Here is a 17,428-nt window from a genome sequence, read left to right on the forward strand (position 1 = left end):
ACTTATGGGGAGGGATAACCGCTCCCACATAATTTGGTCGTGGCAGCGGGCCGAACGTTCAACGCGGCGTTTGATTTTTCGACCTTCGCGCCGCGCGCAAAGTTGTCGCAGCCGCTATCGCGTCGTCGGCTTATCCGCTTGAGAAACCGTGGCTTTATCCTCGGTGCTCGACAACGAAGGTTGCTCTAATGCGCGGATGCCAGGCTCGTCGCGACGCTTCTCGATATCTTCACGTTTTGTTGTACCGGACGCGGCCGCGACCGGCGTCGCGCCGGCGGCGGGAACGGCCATGACCGCGGCAAACGCGTCGGCCTCGCCATCGCCGAACAGATCGTCACGCCCGGGTGAACCGAGGTCACGCGCCGTCTTTGCCAGCGTCGTGCGCAGCGCTTCCGGCTTCAAGGCGTAGTTGCGCTCGAGCAGCAGCGCCGCGACGCCGGAGACATAGGCGGCCGAGAACGAGGTGCCCGACGTCATCTGGTATTTGCCGTCAGGCGCCGGCAGGAAGATATCGACGCCGGGGGCCGCGACCGCGATGTAGTTGCCACGGTTGGACGCGGTGAACAGCCTGTCCTGCTGGTCGGTCGCGCTCACCGCGATCACGTTGGGATTGGCGGCCGGATAGAGTGGCGGCGACTTCGCGCCGGCATTGCCGGCGGCCGCGATCAGCACCAGGCCACGCGCGGCCGTCGCCGCGATGGCCCGCTCGATCACCGCGTCTTTGGGGCCCGCAAAGCTCATGTTGACGATCTGGGCGCCGTGCTCGGCGGCATAGTTCAGCGAGCGCAGGATGATGTAGGACGAGCTCTCGGCCCCGCCGGTGGTGCCGCCGAAGGCGCGGATGGCGATGAGGCGCGCCTCGGGCGCGCTGCCCATCAGCTTGGCATGCGCCACGATGGCGCCGGCAATGCCGGTGCCGTGAATGTGCGGGCCCTCGGCGCTGCCAAGCGCATCGAAATTGTCGGCAATGGAATTGGCAAGTTCCGGATGTTGGACGTCGATGCCGGAGTCGATCACGGCGACCGTCACATTGGCGCCATGCGCGAGAGTATGTGCCTGCGGCAGGCGGAGCTTGGCCAGCGCATATTGCGCGGGATCTCCCTCGGTCGGCACCGACGATTTCTGGTCCTGAAGCAGGTAGCGGAAGTTCGGCTGGACCGAACGCACGCTGCCGTCGGCCGCGAATTCACGCCGCACCGTCGCGGAGGGCCGGCCGTCGGTGATGCGGAACAGTCCGAACGTCGCCCCGATCAGCGGAAAATTCTCTGAGGACACGCGCGTCAGGCCATGGCGACGCGCAAGCTCGTCGGCTTGGCTCAACGACAGCCCGCCGTCGATCTCGGCGACAAATTCGCCGGCAAAGGTGCGCAAATCCGCGGCGGCGGGCGTGTTGTTGCCGCGCCCCTTTCCGGCGGTCTTCTTGCCCGATTTGCCCGAGCCATCGCCGCCTGCGTTCTGCTGCGCCAGGCATTCGCCGGCGGCGTCGCGATCGGGCGCGGTACAGGCGGGATAGAGGTTCGGGGAGTAGCGCGCATAAGGCAGCACCGGCGTCGGCCCCATCCGCGCCGAAATCCTCGTCGTCACAATCGGACCGGGACCGCGGCCGACGGCCACCGCTCTGGCGGCAACACCGGGACTGACGCGCGCGGCGATGCCAGGAGAAATCGTCGGCATTCGGGAGGAGACGCTGATCGTTGGCGTGCGCATGATCGCCTGCGCCTGCGCAACCTCGACGCCGAGACAGGCGGCGAGCAGAAGCGCGGCTCCGACCGACGAAGCGCCGGCTCTTACTCCACTTTCAAACTTGCGCGTCATTGGTTTGGAAGCACCTTACGGCGCTGCGACGGCGAGGTTGACGAACTTCTCGCGCTGCATCTTGCCAAGCAGCGAGGTGAGTTCGTCACGGCTCATCGCCTTGTCGAACTGGAGGCGGAACATACCGCCCTTGGCATCACCGATGATCGAAGCCTGGTAGCCGTCGAGCAATGCCGTGATATCGGCGACGCGCGCCTCGGGCGTGAAGCGTACCAGCGCGCGCGCTGGCGGGACGGTCGTGCCGAGGTCGCGGGTGATCGGAGCGCTGGTCGAGAGCGAAGCAGTCTGGAAGGTCGCAGTCTGGGTCTTCGTCAACACGGCGCCGATGATTCCGGCCTGCAGCACGAGCGCGATGGCGCCAAGGCTCGCCGACCAGGCCAGAGTGCGCGGCGACAGGCTCGCAAAGAAGGTGGCGATGCGCGCCGACAGCGGCAGCGAACCGGCCGCCCGCGCAGGCTCAGCGTCGATCGCGGCGAACAGCTTCTGCATCGCACGCGCCGACGGAGCCCCCAGGCTCTCGTTCAGATGGATGGTCTCTTCATACTCGCCGCGGATCGCGGCATATTGCTTCGCGAGCTCGGGATCGCGCGCCAGCGCCTCGTCGACGCGGCGCGCATCGCGCGGGTTCAGCGTGCCGGCGGCGTGCCACGGCAGCAGCAGTTCAATTTCACCGGGCTCTTGCTCCAGCATCTTCTTGCTCAAAGCCATCATGGCCAGCCTCGCTCAATGCCGGCTGCTTTCAGCAGTTCGGCCAATTTCTTGCGCGCATAGAACAAGCGCGTCTTCACAGTGTTCTCCGGGATACCAACGATTTCGGCCACTTCTTCCACGGACTTCTCGTGGTAGTAGACGAGATCGACGATTTCCCGATGGTCCGGCGAGAGGCCCGTCAGACACTCCCGCAACGCTTCACTGGTATCCTTCTTCTGCACCGCCGTTTCCGGATTGTCGGACGTATCCTCGATCGCGTTCGCGGCGTCGTCGTCCAACTCAAAATCCTTCCTGCGCCGAAGCGCAGACAGGGCCTTGAATCGGGTAATGGCCAGCAGCCAGGTGGAAACGGCGGATCGGCCCTCGAATTTGCCGGCTTGACGCCAGACGTCGAGAAACACCTCGCTGATGAGGTCTTCCGCCGCCTGCTCGTCCCGCACGAGCCGGAGGCCGAACCGATACACCCTGACATGGTGCCGCCCGTACAGCACCTGCATGGCGAGCCGGTCACCTTGAGCGATCCTGGCGATCAGGATCTCGTCCGAAGCCGCTTGTGTCACGCTCAAAGACCGTCTCGCAAGGTTGGTCGGGTCGATGCGGCAGACGGTTCGACGGGAGGGGTAAAATTGTTCAGCCTACCGCAGTCATACGGGAGGCTGTGTGATCTACCCCACATACGCGAAATTTCCTGTTGCCACCCGCGGCTGGGCGCCTCGCTCAAGAACGGTAACATAGTAATGAAGCACTTTCCTGAGCAATGCCGTCCCAGTAGAGACGGCCCGACGTGCATGGAACCTTAGCAGCCTAGCACGACATATGTCTTCCGAAGCCCTGCTTTGGCTCGACCCCGTCGCACACGATGCCTAATCGCCGGCAAATTCCTGGAGCGATCGACGTCCCCTGCTGCCGCGCTGCACAGCGTGGATTCGGTTTCGAAGGATACCAAACCTAAAGGCTTGCGACGTAGATTTTTGAGCTGACATCCACCACTGGCGGGACCATGAGCACGGCTGCGACGTCCTTTCCCGAGAGGAATGCCGCTGAGGCCGCGGATCTCGCCTTGACGACCGAGGCAGCGGCACCCGAGGTCCTGGCACGCCGGATCCGGCAGCGGCGCCAGATGTATGTCGGCCAGGTGGCGAGCTATTCGCTCGGCGCCTCCGTCCTGCTGCTCTACGCCTTTGACGGCGTGATCTCCATGGGCGTTCCGTCGCTGTTCTGGCTCAGCGGCCTGCTGATCATCGGTACCTTCACCGTGCTATCGGAAGCGGGCTTCGGCGACCGGTTCGAGGATCATTACCTCACCGTCTTCCAGATCTCGGCGCATATGACGCTGCAGCTGCTGTTCCTGCTCGCGGTGCCGACAGTCGGAGTCGCGTTCCTGGCCGTGCTGTTTCTGATCTTCGCCTTCGGCACGCTTCGTATGACATCGAGCCAGGCAATGCTCACCTGGGGTCTCACCACTTGCGGGCTCGCGTTGGTCTTCCTCGCCTCGGACTTGCCAATCGGACTGCCGGTTACGACCCAGCTGCAACGGGCGGCATCGATGCTGTGCTTCGTGCTGGTGATCGGCCAGTGCGCCTTCCTCGGCCTGTTCGGCGCCACGTTGCGCAAGATCCTGTACCGGCGCAGCATCGAGCTGAAGGCCGCCTATCGGCGCATCGAGGAACTGGCGGAGCTCGACGAGCTCACTGGCTCCTACAACCGCCGCTGTATCATGCGGCTTCTCGACGCCGAGATCGAAAAATCGCGGCAGACATCGACCCCTTGCGCGATCGCACTGATCGATCTCGACTGGTTCAAGCGCATCAACGACGCCCATGGCCATCCCGTCGGCGACGAGGTGCTGCGCACCTTCGCGATCACCATTTTCGCCAACATCCGCCCGGCCGACTGCTTCGGCCGCTACGGCGGCGAGGAATTCTTGCTGCTGCTGCCAGGGATGGACGGCGATGCGGCGTCACGCATGCTCGATCGGCTGCGCGGCATCGTCGCCGATCTGGACTGGAGCGCATTCTCCCCGGGCATGCGCGTGACCATTTCCGCGGGCGTCGTGACGCTACGCGACAACGATACTGCCGACACGTTTCTCGTGCGCGCCGATAGCGCGCTCTATTCCGCCAAGGCACAGGGGCGCAACCGCATTGCGACGAGCTGACCAATCCATTTTCTCCCGGCGCGACAGAAGCCGCGGCCGGGCCGAACGCTCCAGGACAGGGCAATGAGATCCAAACCCGGAAAATCATCCGAGAGTCTGCTCGAGGAATTGCAAACTGCGCTCTCGCACGGCACCGTTGCGCACCGGGTCGAGACGTTGCGCCGCGTCACCGATCTGTTCGTGGGCAACGCGGTGGACTATTCCGACGACCACGTCCGCGTGTTCGACGACGTGTTCCAATGCCTGATCGAGCGGATCGAGACGTCCGCCAGGGCGCTGCTCGCCGACCGCCTCGCATCGATCGCGGCTGCGCCGCCGAAGATCATCCGCACACTCGCGCTCGACGAGGTGATCGAGGTTTCCGGCCCGGTACTGTCGAAATCCGAACGGCTGGACGAGGCGACCCTGATGGAGATCGCACGCACCAGGGGCCAGGCCCATCTCAAGGCGATCTCGCTGCGGCGGGTGCTGTCGGAAGCGCTGACCGACGTGCTGGTAACCCGCGGCAACGAGGATGTGGTGCAATCGACCGTCAGCAATCCGGGCGCGCAACTGTCCGAGGGAAGTCTCGCCGACCTCGTGACCCGCGCCGAACGTGACGACGACCTCGCCAGCTGCATCGGCCTGCGGGCCGACCTGCCCCGCCATCATTATTTGAAGCTGGTCGCGAAGGCCTCCTTGACCGTGCGCCGGAAGCTGGAGGCCGCGCATCCGGAGCTCGCGGACGACGTGTCCAGCGCGGTCCAGGAAGCGGCTCAGCGGATCCGCGCCGCCACCACGACCCGGCAGACCGAGATGGCGCGGGCGCTGGTGAAGTCGCTGCACGAGGACGGCCGCCTGACCGAACTCCAGGTCGCCACCTTCGCAGAGCAGGGCAAGTTCGACGAGACCAATGCCGGGCTCGCGGCGCTTGCGGGCGTCGCAGTCGAGACCGCCGAGACCATGATGATCGAAAGCCGGGTCGAGGGCGTGATGATCCTCGCCAAGGTCGCGGCCATGCAATGGTCGAGCGTCCGCGCCATCATCGCCCTGCGCGAGAAGCTCTCAGGCGGCCCTCAGACCGACATGCTGACGCTGCGCGACGCTTACGAGGCGCTGCGCAGCTCGACCGCGCAGCAGGTGCTGCGCTTCCACCGCATGCAGCAGGGCGCGACGCCGGCGGCGTGAAGCTGGCGAGCTAGTAGCGTAGGACCCTCGCCCCCACCAGCGCGCCAATTGCCGTCACCAGCGCGGTGGCGAGCGTGTACCAGGTCGCGACGAACAGCGGCGAGTCATCGGTGCAGTGCGAGGCGTACAGCGTCGCGGCAAGGCCCGCCGACACCAGGCCGGCGAGCGCACCGGCGAGCGCGGGGTGCGACGGAGCACCGTGGCGCAGGCCGAACAGGGCCCCCGCAAGCAGCGGCAGCGACATCGCGGGGATTGCGAACAGGCACACCCTGGAATTCTTGCCCATCAAACGCATCGTCATCGGCATGGCCGGCGCCATCATCGCCTCGCTGCCGATCGCCACCGCGAGCAGCCCGACGGGCAGCAGCAGCAGCCAGCCCCAGCCACGCAGCAAAGCTTCGGGACGCGACAGATGCAGGCTGACGATGATCGCCGGGATCGCGAGCGACAGCGTGACCGCGAACTTCATGTCGAAGAACGGGTTGCGCATCGCGCTCATCACGTCGTGACGCACACCGAGGAAGGTGGCGAAGATCAGGATCGACAGCGGCGCGGCGACCAGCAGCGCCATGGTCAGCACCGCGCCGACGCGCGGCGGGCGATGGGCGTTGTCGGCCGCGAGGGAGCGAATGAGTTGATCGGTATCCATGACTAGTGGTCCCGCAGTTTGGCTGTCAGCGCCGCAAGTCCGCGATGCAGCGCGACCCGCACCGCGCCCTCGCTCATCGAATATTTCGCCGCCGTGTCCTTGATCGAGGTGCTGTCGACCGCGATCGACTGCAACACGTCGCGCTGGCGTTGCGGCAGCGTATTGAGCTGGCTGGCGACTTCGCCGGCCGAGACCGTCTCCTGCGGCGCCTCGCCCGGCAGGATCTCGGCGAAATCGTCGATGTTGACGAAGATCCGCCTGCCCCGTCGCCGCAGCATGTCGATCAGCTTGTTGCGGCCGATCGCAAACAGCCACGGGGCGAAGGGGGCTTCGCTGTCCCAGGTGTGCCGCTTCAGATGCACCGCCAACAGAATCTCCTGCACGATATCCTCGGCCTGGTCGGGAGGCTGCCCGGCCCGCGCCAGGCCGCGCCTCGCGGCAGCGCGCAGCACAGGCGTGACCGCCTTCAACAGACGATGATACGCCGCGTCATCGCCTGCCATGGCCGACCGCATCAGGTCGGTCCACTCGTCCTCACGTCCGCGCACGCGCGCCCCTCACCATGCAATTCGGCCGTTCTTTCAGTTTGTTACGCCGGCGGCAGCATGATCACGAACTCGTGATCATGCTTGGCCACGCAACCGATACGGCCGTCAGGATCTGCGACGGCTCATAACACCGATCGGTCCCGTACGCACCCGCGGCCGGCCGCGACGGCAAGGGTTTGCCGCGCTTTTGCCCGGTGTGGCCCGAAGATTCCCATTTTCTGCCCCGCTGTCGTCACGCGCCAGGGTCTCTGTTCGGTCCGGGACGGGCGGACTTGGGGAGATGTCAACATGATGAAAGCCAGCGGGCGCGCGGCCCTGATTCTCCTGGCCGGGCTTTTCGTGCTGTTCGGGGGCGTTGCACAGGCGGCGCCGAGTCCAGCCGCTAGCAGCAAGTCGGACGGCGCAGGCAAACAGGCGGACGAGGTCAAGCCGAGCAAGCAGCGGCGTCACACGTCGCGCCACCGCGACAACGCCAAGACGGCGCAGAAATCCGACGACAAGGCCGACAAGAAGGACGCTGCGGCAACGGCCGGCGAGGCGAAGGCCGACAATCGTGAGGTCCCGGCCTCGAGCCAGATGCCGCCGGAAGTCACCAACGCCAATGCGCAGCTCGCCGCCGCCGATACGCCGACCGCGGCTGCCGCCTCAGCAATGACCGGCCGGGCCAACGACAACGTCCAGGCCGCGGCCGATAATACCGCCGCCCCGAACCCCGATAGCCAGGTCGTCGCACCCGATCAGCTCAACGATATCGACCGCGCCCTGCAACAGGACAACGCGCCGGCGCAGAAGGCGGTGATTGCCGCAATCGACGCGCAGCCGCGTCCGGCACCGGTGATGGCAAGCAGCCAGCAGAGCTCGGCCTGGGACCAGAGCTCCCTGATCGGAAAGATCTTCATCGGCGTCGGCACGCTGCTGACGCTGGCCTCCGCCGCGCGCATGTTCATGGCGTGACTTTGGCTTGATTACGGCCTGATCGCCGGCCCGCGGGACCTCGTCCGGAACGCGCATCTCGCCGCGTGTTCCGGCCGTTCCTGCTCCGATGGCTTTAGCGCCTCTTGAAGCCCACCGCGCCAGCGGGCACATTGCCCGCTCAACCAAAAGCGTGGGTGGAGCATGAGCACGTTCGAACACATCATCGTCGAAAGCAAAGGCGCGGTCGGCATCATCAAGCTGAATCGGCCGAAGCTGCTCAACGCACTCTCCTTTGGCGTCTTCCGCGAGATCGCCGCGGCCGTCGACGATCTCGAAGCCGATGACGCCATCGGCTGCATCGTCGTGACCGGCAGCGAGAAGGCATTTGCCGCCGGCGCCGACATCAAGGAGATGCAGCCGAAAGGCTTCATCGACATGTTCTCGGAGGATTTTGCCGCGATCGGCGGCGATCGGGTCGCGCGCTGCCGCAAGCCGACGATCGCCGCGGTCGCGGGTTATGCCCTCGGCGGCGGCTGCGAGCTCGCGATGATGTGCGACTTCATCATCGCCGCCGACACCGCCAAATTTGGCCAACCCGAAATCACCCTCGGCACCATCCCCGGCATCGGCGGCACCCAGCGCCTGACCCGTGCGATCGGCAAGTCCAAGGCGATGGACCTTTGCCTCACCGGCCGCATGATGGATGCAGCCGAAGCCGAGCGCAGCGGCCTCGTCAGCCGCATCGTGCCTGCCGACAAGCTGATGGAAGAGGTGATGGCCGCGGCCGAGAAGATCGCCGCGATGTCACGGCCCGCGGTCGCGATGGCCAAGGAAGCGGTCAACCGCGCCTTCGAGACCACGCTCGCCGAGGGCATGAGCGTCGAGCGCAACCTGTTCCACTCGACCTTCGCGCTGGAGGACCGCTCCGAGGGAATGGCGGCGTTCATCGAGAAGCGGAAGCCGGTGAACAAGAACCGGTAAGGAGGCGAGCGGTCAGGCTGGTGTAAGACTCTGCCTTTCCCGCAGAATCCCTGTGATGTAGCTGCAACAAGCACGGAATACATGGGGGTTTCCCCCGCGGCAGTTTGCCTGCGGGACCTCGGCTGGTTAAACAGTTAAGAGAGCCGCCGTCGGCGGGGGCGGACAGCCAGGATTTGCGGATTACATGATTGGGCGTGCCGCCAGAGCTGGTCGCGTGATGGCGCGGCATCGATCGGGCGTGGCTCCTGTGCTCGCGACATGGACCACGCTTGCGCTCTGTTGCGCCCTGCCGTCCGCCGCACGGGCGGAAGCGCTGCCGGAGGCGCTCGCCAAGGCCTACCAGACCAATCCGCAGCTCAATGCCGAACGTGCGCGGCAGCGGGCCACCGACGAGAACGTGCCGCAGGCGCTCGCCGGCTACCGGCCACAGATCGTGGCAAGCCTCAGCGCCGGGCTGCAATCGGTGCGCAATCTGCTGCCCGACAACACCATCCAGACCGCCAATCTGAAGCCATGGATCATCGGCGTCACCGTGTCGCAGACCCTGTTCAACGGTTTCCGCACCGCCAACAACGTGCGCGCCGCCGAACTCCAGGTGCAGTCTGGCCGCGAGGCGCTGCGCAACGTCGGCCAGGGCGTGCTGCTCGACGCGGTCACCGCCTACACCAATGTCCTCGCCAACCAGTCGCTGGTCGAGGCGCAGCGCTCCAACGTCGCCTTCCTGCGCGAAACGCTCTCGGTCACCCAGCGGCGCCTCAACGCCGGCGACGTCACGCCGACCGACAGCGCTCAGGCCGAGGCGCGGCTCAACCGCGGACTTTCCGATCTCAACGCCGCCGAAGTCGCGCTGGCGGTGAGCCAGGCGATCTACGCGCAGGTGATCGGCAATGCGCCGTCGCAGCTTCGCGCCGCCGAAGTCGTCGACCGCTATCTGCCGAAGAGCCGCGAAGACGCGCTGACGATGGCGATCCGCCAGCACCCGGCGGTGATGGCGGCGGGCTTCGACGTTGATGTCGCCTCCACCAACATCCGCGTCGCCGAAGGCGCGCTGCTGCCGAGCGCCAGCGTCCAGGGCAGCGCCAGCAAGAGCCGCAACAACGACCCGACGCTCGGCACCTTCGCCGAAGATCAGGCCTCGATCGTCGCGAATGTCACCGTGCCGATCTACGACGGCGGCCAGGCCGCCGCACAGACCCGGCAGGCCAAGGAGATCACGGCGCAGAGCCGGCTCGTGCTCGACCAGGTGCGCAACCAGGCGCGCACGGCGGCGGTCAGCGCGTGGGTTGCCAACGAAGGCGCCAAGATTGCGGTCTCGGCCTCGGAGTCCGAAGTGAAGGCGGCGACCGTCGCCCTCCAGGGCGTGCAGCGCGAGGCCGCGGGTGGACAGCGCACGACGGTGGATGTGCTGAACTCGCAGGCCGATTTGATCCAGGCCAAGGCCCGCCTGATCGGCGCCAATCGCGACCGCGTAATCGCCTCCTACACGCTGCTCAGCGCCGTCGGCCATCTCGACGTCAAGACCTTGAGCCTGAACACGCCGGACTATCTGCCCGAGGTGCACTACCAGCAAGTCCGCGACGCCTGGCACGGTCTGCGCACGCCGTCCGGGCAGTAGCTTCAAATCGTCCGCCTTGGTGCCGATGAAAAGCCGCCGCATCCATCTGATGGGAGCCTCCGGCTCCGGCGTGACGACGATCGGTCGCGCGCTCGCCGGCAGGCTTGCGCTGCCGCATCACGACAGCGATGATTATTTCTGGCTGCCGACGGCGCCGCCCTACCAGACGACACGCCCTGCCGCCGAGCGTTTGCGCCTGATGCGCGAGATGTTTTTGCCGCGGCTCGATTGGGTGCTGAGCGGAACCGTCACCGGCTGGGGCGACGAGCTCGTCCCATTCTTCGATCTCGTCGTCTTTGTGACGACGCCGCGCGAGCTTCGCTTGCAGCGCCTGCGTGACCGCGAGGCTACGCATTTCGGAGCGGATGCCGTCGCACAGGGCGGCTGGCGTCACGAGGAGGCGGAGTCGTTCGTCGACTGGGCCTCGCACTACGAAGCCGGCGATCGCGACGGCCGCAGTCTCGCAAAAGATGAAGCGTGGCTCGCGAAGCTGCCCTGCCCGGTCGTGCGCGTCGACGGCTCACGCCCGCTTGCGGACCTCGTCGAGCAGCTATGCAGCGAAGCGCAGCGGCTGCCGGGCTGATGTGATACTGTCCCGACGCCACCGCCAAATAACAAAACGGGGAGAGAAACCATGCTCAGCCGACGCAGCGTCCTGCTTGCCTCCCTTGCCGCCGGAGTTGCCATGTCCAACAAAGCCCACGCACGTGCCGCGCAGCCCGCGACGCCGGTCAATTTCGACGTCCCGGCCCATGCCTGCGACTGTCACACCCACATCCATGGCGATGTCGAAAAATTTCCGTTCTTCGCGGGCCGCGTCTACACGCCGGAGCCGGCTTCGCCGGAGGAAATGGCCGCGTTGCACAAGGCGCTGCATATCGAGCGCGTTGTGATCGTGACGCCGAGTGTCTACGGCACCGATAACGCCTCCACCCTGTTCGGCATGAAGGCGCGCGGCGCGGCCGCGCGCGGAGTGGCCGTGATCGACGACAAAACGACCGAGGCCCAGCTCGACGCGATGCAAGCAGACGGCTTTCGCGGTGTCCGCCTCAATCTTGCGACCGGCGGCGTCAACGACCCCAATGTCGGTCGGCCGCGTTTCACCGCCGCAGTCGAGCGCATGAAGGCGCGCGGCTGGCACGTGCAACTTTACACCACGCTCCCCATGATCTCGGCAATCAAGGACCTCGTCGAGACGGCGCCAGTACCCGTTGTATTCGACCATTTCGGCGGCCTCGAGGCTTCGCTTGGGCTGGAGCAGCCGGGATTTGCCGACCTGGTCGCGCTGGTGAAATCCGGCAAGGCCTATGTCAAGATTTCCGGCGCCTATCGCTCCTCGAAGCTCGCGCCCGACTATCAGGACACGGTGCCCTATGCTCGCGCACTGATCGCGGCGAATGCGGACCGCATCGTCTGGGGCACGGACTGGCCGCATCCGGATTCGAGCCGTGTCGAGGGACGCAAAGCCACCGACATCGCGCCGCTCTACCAGATCGACGACGGCCGCCTGCTCAACCAGCTTCCGGTGTGGGCGCCGGATGCGGATGTGCGCAAGAAGATCCTGGTCGACAACCCGGTGCAACTCTACGGGTTCTGAGTCGCGACAGGCGCAATTCGGTTCAACGACCGCGACACAGTTCCACAGTGAAGTGTGGAACTGTTGTCGCGAAGGCACAAACTCCTTGGACTCACACGAACGTGTTTGTGCTCTCGCTCGTTTCTCACCCTTCTGGTTGAGGCGGCGATTCATTTTCGGGGCTACCCACACGCACAGATTTCATTTGTTCGTGCGGGTGCATGCCTTTATCGCATTATCTTGCCGCGCTTTTTTCCGGCATTGGAATTGGTTTCACCGTCGCCGCCCCCATCGGACCGATGGGCATGCTGTGCATTCAGCGCACATTGGCATCAGGAATGGCCACGGGCCTCGCAACCGGCTTCGGCGCGGCGACCGTGCATCTCACTTACAGCGCCCTCGCGGTTTTGGGCCTGGGCTCGCTTGCACAGCCCTGGGTCGAGGCCAATGCCGCCAGCTTCGGCATCGTCTCGGCGCTCACGCTGCTGTGGTTCGCGATCCGAACCCATCGCGGCTCGGTCGCACTCCAGGCGACCGACGACATCGACAACGTGCATCTGGCGCGCGCCTATCTCAGCGCCATCGCGCTTGGGTTCACCAATCCGCTGACCGTCATCCTGTTTCTGGCTGCGCTGCACGCCTTCTCCATGCAGGCCGCGGCAGCCCCGCTGATCGCCGGTGTCTTCGTCGGTTCCGCGATCTGGTGGACCGTGCTCAGCACGATCGTGGCAACGGCGCGGTCACGGCTGACGCCGCGCATGCTGTCGATGAGCAGTCGGTTGGCCAGCCTGATGCTGCTGGGCCTCGGCACCATGATGCTGGTGCGGATCGCGCAGCGGATGCTGTGATCGGCGGCGTCAGCGTGCGCGGCGGGAGAAGAAGGAGATCAACACCGGCAGCGTCACCAGGATCACGATCGGGGCGAGCATCATGCCTGTCACGACGACGACCGCGAGCGGCTTCTGCACCTGCGAGCCGATACCTTCCGACAGCGCGGCCGGCAACAGGCCGATGCCGGCGACGACGCAGGTCATCAGCACCGGCCGAAGCTGCAATTCGCCGGTGCGTATCACCGCGCTCATGCGGTCCATGCCCTCTTCGATGAGCTGGTTGAACTGCGACAGGATGATGATGCCGTCCATCACGGCGATACCGAACAGCGCGATGAAGCCGATCGCCGCCGAGACACTGAAGGCGGTGCCGGTGATCAAAAGACCGAGCACGCCGCCGAAGATCGCCATCGGGATCACGCTCATGGCGAGCAGCGTGTCAGTCATCGAGCCGAAATTGAACCAGAGCAGGACGCCGATCAGCGCCAGCGAGATCGGCACCACGATCGACAATCGCCGGATCGCGTCCTGGAGATTGCCGAATTCTCCGACCCAGTCCATGTGCGCGCCGGGCGGCAGCTGCACCTGATCGGCGATCTTCTGCTGCGCCTCGCGGATGGCGCTGCCGAGGTCGCGTTCACGCACCGAGAACTTGATCGGCAGATAGCGTTCCTGCTGCTCGCGATAAATGTAGGCCGCACCCGAGACGAGGCTGATGCTGGCGACCTCGCTCAGGGGGATCTGCGTGACGGTGCCGTTTGGTCCGGGCGCGCCGATCCGCAAATTCTGGATCGCCTCGGCGCTCCTGCGGAATTCCGGCGCGAGACGAACGATGATCGGAAAGTGGCGGTCGCTTCCCGCCTCGTAGATGTCTCCGGCGGTGTCGCCGCCGATCGCGACCTTGATGGTGGCGTTGATGTCACCCGGCGCGAGGCCGTAGCGCGCGGCCTTGGCACGGTTGATGTCGATCTGGATGGTCGGCTGCCCGAGTGAGGTGAACACCGCAAGATCGGTGACGCCCTGCACGGTTGACAGCACCGACTTGATCTTGTTGGCGGTGTCGGTCAGCGCCTGGAGGTCGCTGCCGAACAGCTTGATCGAGTTCTCGCCCTTCACGCCGGAGACGGCTTCGGAGACGTTGTCCTGGAGATATTGCGAGAAGTTGAACTCGACGCCGGGGAAGCGATCGTCAAGCTGCTTGAGCAGTTGCGCCGTCAGCTCTTCCTTGTCGCGGGTGCCGGGCCATTGGCTGGCGGGCTTGAGCGGCGCGAAGAACTCGGCGTTGAAGAAGCCCGCCGCGTCGGTGCCGTCATCGGGGCGGCCGTGCTGCGACACCACGGATTCCACTTCAGGCCGCGCGCGGATCACCTTGCGCATCTCGTTGACGTAGGAGTTGCCTTCCTGAAGCGAGATGGTCGGCGGCAGCGTGGCGCGGATCCAGAGATTGCCCTCCTCCAGCTTCGGCAGGAATTCGAGGCCAAGCAACCGGCTGAGCGCAACCGTCATCAGCACGAGGCCGAACGCACCACCGAGCATGATGCCGCGGTTGGCGACCGCCCAATGCAGCACCGGCATGTAGATCCGATGCAGGATCAACATCACCTTGGTCTCGGTCTCCCTGACATGCGCGGGCAGGATGATCGCGGACAGCGCCGGGGTCACGGTGAAGGTCGCAAGCAGTCCACCGGCCAGCGCGTAGGCATAGGTGCGCGCCATCGGTCCGAAGATGTTGCCCTCGACGCCGGAGAGCGTGAACAGCGGTAGGAAGGCCGCGATGATGATCGCCGCGGCGAAGAAGATCGAACGGGAGACATCGGCCGCCGCGCTGAGGATGGCGTGGCTTTTCATGCCGAACAGCGTCTCGGACGACATCTGCTCGGATTCCGACATCGGCGTCGTCTGCGTCAGGCGCCGGAAGATCGCCTCCACCATGATGACCGTGGCATCGACGATCAGGCCGAAATCGATCGCGCCGACCGACAGCAGGTTCGCCGATTCCCCGCGCAGCACCAGGATGATCACCGCGAAGAACAATGCGAACGGAATGGTGGCGCCGACGATCAGCGCACTGCGGAGATCGCCGAGAAAGATCCACTGCAGCAGCACGATCAGCAGAATGCCGACCACCATGTTGTGCAGCACGGTGTGGGTGGTGAGCTCAATCAGGTCGCCGCGGTCGTAGATGCGTTCGATGCGCACGCCGGGCGGCAGGATGCTGGACTCGTTGATGGTTTGAACGAGCTGGTGGACGCGCTTGATGGTTGGCGAGCTCTGCTCGCCGCGGCGCATCAGGACGATGCCCTGCACAATGTCGTCCGCCTCGTCGAGGCCGGCAATGCCGAGACGTGGCTTCTGGCCGACGGTGACGGTGGCGACATCCTTGACTAGCACCGGATTGCCGTTGGTCTGCGAGACCATGGTGTTGGCGAGGTCGTCGATCGAGCGGATCAGGCCGACGCCACGCACCACGGCCGATTGCTGACCGATATTGACGGTGTTACCGCCGACATTGACGTTGGAATTGCCGACCGCCTGGAGCAATTGCGGCAGCGTCAGGCCGTTGGCGACCAGCTTGTTGAAGTCGACCTGGAGCTCATAGGTCTTGCTCTTGCCACCCCAGCCGGTGACGTCGATCACGCCGGGCACGGCACGGAAGCGCCGCTGGAGAATCCAATCCTGGATGGTCTTGAGGTCGAGCACGCTGTAGTTCGGCGGACCGACGAGACGGTAGCGGAAAATTTCGCCAATCGGGCTGAGCGGCGAGATCTGCGGCTGCACGTTGCCGGGCAGCGGCGCGAGCTGCGCCAGGCGGTTCAAGACCTGCTGCAACGCCTCGTCATAGGTGTAGGCGAAAGAGAACTGCAGTTTGACGTCGGAGAGGCCGTAGAGCGAGATGGTGCGAATGGTCGTCACGTTCTTCAGACCCGCGACCTGGGTCTCGATCGGAATCGTGATGTAGCGCTCGATCTCCTCCGCCGACAGCCCCGGGCTCTGCGTCACGATGTCGACCATCGGCGGGGTCGGATCGGGATAAGCCTCGATGTTGAGCTGGTTGAACGCGATCAGGCCGCCGATGAGCACGGCGACGAACATCCCGACCATCAGGAAGCGCCGGTTGACGGCAAGGGCGACGAGGCGATCCATTCAGGTCTTCAGCTTGTCTTTTTTTCCCGGCCCGTCGATCAGCTGCCGGACGCCGCGCGGTCGATGAACAGGCTGCCTTTGGTGACCACCTGCTCGCCGGGCTTCAGATTGCTGGTGACCTCGACGAGATTGCCATTGATGAGACCGATCTTGATCTCGCGCAGCTCGACCGACTTGTCCTCGCGTGCCACCCAGAGGCGGACCTTGTCGGCTTCGTAGATCAAGGCCTGCTTCGGTACCGCCGGCGCGGCGCGGTCGCCGGACGAATAGATCGTGACGTTGGCGAACATCTCCGGTTTCAGCAGACCGTCCTTGTTGTCGATGGTGGCGCGGACCAGCAGGCGGCGGGTGTTCGGATCGATCGCGGCGGCGACGTAGTTGACCTTGGCGGTCAAGGGACGGCCCGGGAGCGCCATCACGTTGACGCTGATGTCCTGCCCGATGCACACGGCGGCCGCATCGCTCTCGCGCACGAAGGCGGTGAGCCAGACCGTGGAGAGGTCGCCGACGACGAAGACCGGATCGCTGGCGCCCGAATTGACGTACTGGCCGGGGCCGATCTTACGCTGCACGACCGTGCCCGCGATCGGCGAATAGATCGTGACTTCCGGATTGATGACGCCCTTGTCCTGGAACGCCTTGATGGTCTCGTCGGTGAAGCCGAGGATACGCAGCTTGTTGCGCGCGGCTTCCAGCGCCGTCGCCGATGAGCGCATGTCGTTCTGCGCCTGAACCTGGGTCGCTTCCGCCTGCTGATAGTCCTTCAGGGGGATGGCATGGCCCTCGTAGAGGTCCTTGGCGCGCTTGAACTGGATGTCGGCAAGATCGATCGCCGACTTCGCCTTGTTCTGCGAGCTCATCGCCGCAATGAAATCGTTCTGGGCCTGCACGGTGTCGGCGGCCTCGATCGTGAACAGCGGTTGACCTTGCTTCAGCACCTCGCCGGGCTTGGCGAGCAGCTTGGTCACCCGGCCCGCATAGGGCGAGAACACCGGCGTCGAACGGTCCTCGTCGACTGCGACCTTGCCCTCGGTGACATACTCGGCGCGGAAGGTCTTGGCCTTGACCGGCTCGATCGTCAGCGTCGCCCATTCCGACGGCGTCGGCGTGAAGTTCTGCGCATTCCTGCGCGACTGGCTGGAGATCTCGGAGTGGTTCTTCTCCTTCGCTCCCGCATGGAGGAAGCCGTAAGCCCCGGCACCGGCAAGAGCTAGTAAAACTACGGATGTAATTACCCGTTGTTGTGTAAGCACCTGCAATCGCTTGGTATTTTCAACTACCATGGGGCCCGGTCATGTCTGCGATGATACCAGCGGATG

15 protein-coding genes are annotated in these 17,428 nt (G+C 65.1%); 8 read left to right on the plus strand and 7 right to left on the minus strand.

The annotated features are described in order from the left end of the window. Positions 1 to 114 precede the first annotated feature (114 nt). From IVB48_RS08135 to IVB48_RS08145, 3 genes are read right to left on the minus strand one after another with little or no spacing between them, the layout of a single operon-like run. Positions 115 to 1,815 carry a S8 family serine peptidase gene (locus IVB48_RS08135; RefSeq protein ID WP_247399245.1) on the minus strand — a complete coding sequence of 567 codons (1,701 nt, stop codon included), beginning with the start codon at positions 1,813 to 1,815 and terminating at the stop codon, positions 115 to 117. A gap of 15 nt (positions 1,816 to 1,830) precedes the next feature. Continuing rightward, positions 1,831 to 2,526 carry a hypothetical protein gene (locus tag IVB48_RS08140; RefSeq protein ID WP_027569041.1) on the minus strand — a complete coding sequence of 232 codons (696 nt, stop codon included), beginning with the start codon at positions 2,524 to 2,526 and terminating at the stop codon, positions 1,831 to 1,833. Then, on the minus strand, positions 2,523 to 3,092 hold the full coding sequence (locus IVB48_RS08145; protein WP_007593582.1) for a sigma-70 family RNA polymerase sigma factor: 570 nt from the start codon (positions 3,090 to 3,092) through the stop codon (positions 2,523 to 2,525). The genes IVB48_RS08140 and IVB48_RS08145 overlap by 4 nt, the downstream gene beginning before the upstream one ends. Positions 3,093 to 3,526: 434 nt before the next feature. On the opposite strand from IVB48_RS08145, the gene IVB48_RS08150 reads away from it, so the two are divergent. Together IVB48_RS08150 and IVB48_RS08155 are read left to right on the plus strand one after the other, a co-directional pair. Further along, entirely contained in the window at positions 3,527 to 4,684 is a 1,158-nt protein-coding gene (locus IVB48_RS08150) for a GGDEF domain-containing protein (RefSeq protein ID WP_247399247.1), read from the plus strand. Positions 4,685 to 4,747: 63 nt separating this feature from the next. Continuing rightward, positions 4,748 to 5,851, plus strand: a complete 1,104-nt coding sequence (locus IVB48_RS08155; RefSeq protein ID WP_247399248.1) for a DUF2336 domain-containing protein — start codon at positions 4,748 to 4,750, stop codon at positions 5,849 to 5,851. Between the two features lie 10 nt (positions 5,852 to 5,861). On the opposite strand, the gene IVB48_RS08160 is transcribed toward IVB48_RS08155, so the two are convergent. Next, positions 5,862 to 6,500, minus strand: a complete 639-nt coding sequence (locus tag IVB48_RS08160) for a DUF1109 domain-containing protein (protein ID WP_027516884.1) — start codon at positions 6,498 to 6,500, stop codon at positions 5,862 to 5,864. Positions 6,501 to 6,502: 2 nt separating this feature from the next. Further along, positions 6,503 to 7,048 carry a sigma-70 family RNA polymerase sigma factor gene (locus IVB48_RS08165; RefSeq protein WP_027569038.1) on the minus strand — a complete coding sequence of 182 codons (546 nt, stop codon included), beginning with the start codon at positions 7,046 to 7,048 and terminating at the stop codon, positions 6,503 to 6,505. Positions 7,049 to 7,336: 288 nt separating this feature from the next. Between IVB48_RS08165 and IVB48_RS08170 the strand changes: the two genes are divergently transcribed. The 6 genes from IVB48_RS08170 to IVB48_RS08195 all read left to right on the plus strand — a co-directional run bounded on the left by IVB48_RS08170 (position 7,337) and on the right by IVB48_RS08195 (position 12,983). Next, on the plus strand, positions 7,337 to 8,002 hold the full coding sequence (locus IVB48_RS08170; RefSeq protein WP_247399250.1) for a hypothetical protein: 666 nt from the start codon (positions 7,337 to 7,339) through the stop codon (positions 8,000 to 8,002). Positions 8,003 to 8,164: 162 nt separating this feature from the next. Further along, positions 8,165 to 8,944: an enoyl-CoA hydratase gene (locus IVB48_RS08175; RefSeq protein WP_027516881.1), complete on the plus strand. Its 780-nt coding sequence runs from the start codon at positions 8,165 to 8,167 to the stop codon at positions 8,942 to 8,944. A gap of 184 nt (positions 8,945 to 9,128) precedes the next feature. After that, positions 9,129 to 10,559 (plus strand): TolC family outer membrane protein, encoded by a 1,431-nt coding sequence (locus IVB48_RS08180; RefSeq protein WP_027569036.1) that lies wholly within the window; start codon positions 9,129 to 9,131, stop codon positions 10,557 to 10,559. A 25-nt stretch (positions 10,560 to 10,584) separates the two neighbouring features. Further along, positions 10,585 to 11,142, plus strand: coding sequence for a hypothetical protein (locus tag IVB48_RS08185; protein ID WP_027569035.1), 558 nt, complete (start codon positions 10,585 to 10,587; stop codon positions 11,140 to 11,142). Positions 11,143 to 11,193: 51 nt separating this feature from the next. After that, positions 11,194 to 12,156 (plus strand): amidohydrolase family protein, encoded by a 963-nt coding sequence (locus tag IVB48_RS08190; protein WP_247399251.1) that lies wholly within the window; start codon positions 11,194 to 11,196, stop codon positions 12,154 to 12,156. Positions 12,157 to 12,356: 200 nt separating this feature from the next. Further along, positions 12,357 to 12,983, plus strand: a complete 627-nt coding sequence (locus IVB48_RS08195) for a LysE family transporter (RefSeq protein ID WP_027569033.1) — start codon at positions 12,357 to 12,359, stop codon at positions 12,981 to 12,983. Between the two features lie 9 nt (positions 12,984 to 12,992). Here IVB48_RS08195 and IVB48_RS08200 read toward each other — a convergent pair whose 3' ends face one another. Beyond that, a complete protein-coding gene (locus IVB48_RS08200) occupies positions 12,993 to 16,109 on the minus strand; it encodes a CusA/CzcA family heavy metal efflux RND transporter (protein WP_247359900.1) in 3,117 nt (1,038 codons plus the stop codon). Between the two features lie 38 nt (positions 16,110 to 16,147). After that, positions 16,148 to 17,392, minus strand: a complete 1,245-nt coding sequence (locus IVB48_RS08205; protein ID WP_247399253.1) for an efflux RND transporter periplasmic adaptor subunit — start codon at positions 17,390 to 17,392, stop codon at positions 16,148 to 16,150. Positions 17,393 to 17,428: the final 36 nt, after the last annotated feature.

The organism is Bradyrhizobium sp. 76, assembly GCF_023073025.1.
In the GTDB taxonomy this organism is placed as follows: domain Bacteria; phylum Pseudomonadota; class Alphaproteobacteria; order Rhizobiales; family Xanthobacteraceae; genus Bradyrhizobium.

Bases quoted from the DNA above. Each gene is read 5' to 3' on its own strand.
- IVB48_RS08135 (WP_247399245.1), bottom strand. From the start codon at position 1,815: ATGACGCGCAAGTTTGAAAGTGGAGTAAGAGCCGGCGCTTCGTCGGTC.
- IVB48_RS08140 (WP_027569041.1), bottom strand. From the start codon at position 2,526: ATGATGGCTTTGAGCAAGAAGATGCTGGAGCAAGAGCCCGGTGAAATT.
- IVB48_RS08150 (WP_247399247.1), top strand. From the start codon at position 3,527: ATGAGCACGGCTGCGACGTCCTTTCCCGAGAGGAATGCCGCTGAGGCC.
- IVB48_RS08155 (WP_247399248.1), top strand. From the start codon at position 4,748: ATGAGATCCAAACCCGGAAAATCATCCGAGAGTCTGCTCGAGGAATTG.
- IVB48_RS08160 (WP_027516884.1), bottom strand. From the start codon at position 6,500: ATGGATACCGATCAACTCATTCGCTCCCTCGCGGCCGACAACGCCCAT.
- IVB48_RS08170 (WP_247399250.1), top strand. From the start codon at position 7,337: ATGATGAAAGCCAGCGGGCGCGCGGCCCTGATTCTCCTGGCCGGGCTT.
- IVB48_RS08175 (WP_027516881.1), top strand. From the start codon at position 8,165: ATGAGCACGTTCGAACACATCATCGTCGAAAGCAAAGGCGCGGTCGGC.
- IVB48_RS08180 (WP_027569036.1), top strand. From the start codon at position 9,129: ATGATTGGGCGTGCCGCCAGAGCTGGTCGCGTGATGGCGCGGCATCGA.
- IVB48_RS08185 (WP_027569035.1), top strand. From the start codon at position 10,585: ATGAAAAGCCGCCGCATCCATCTGATGGGAGCCTCCGGCTCCGGCGTG.
- IVB48_RS08190 (WP_247399251.1), top strand. From the start codon at position 11,194: ATGCTCAGCCGACGCAGCGTCCTGCTTGCCTCCCTTGCCGCCGGAGTT.
- IVB48_RS08195 (WP_027569033.1), top strand. From the start codon at position 12,357: ATGCCTTTATCGCATTATCTTGCCGCGCTTTTTTCCGGCATTGGAATT.
- IVB48_RS08200 (WP_247359900.1), bottom strand. From the start codon at position 16,109: ATGGATCGCCTCGTCGCCCTTGCCGTCAACCGGCGCTTCCTGATGGTC.
- IVB48_RS08205 (WP_247399253.1), bottom strand. From the start codon at position 17,392: ATGGTAGTTGAAAATACCAAGCGATTGCAGGTGCTTACACAACAACGG.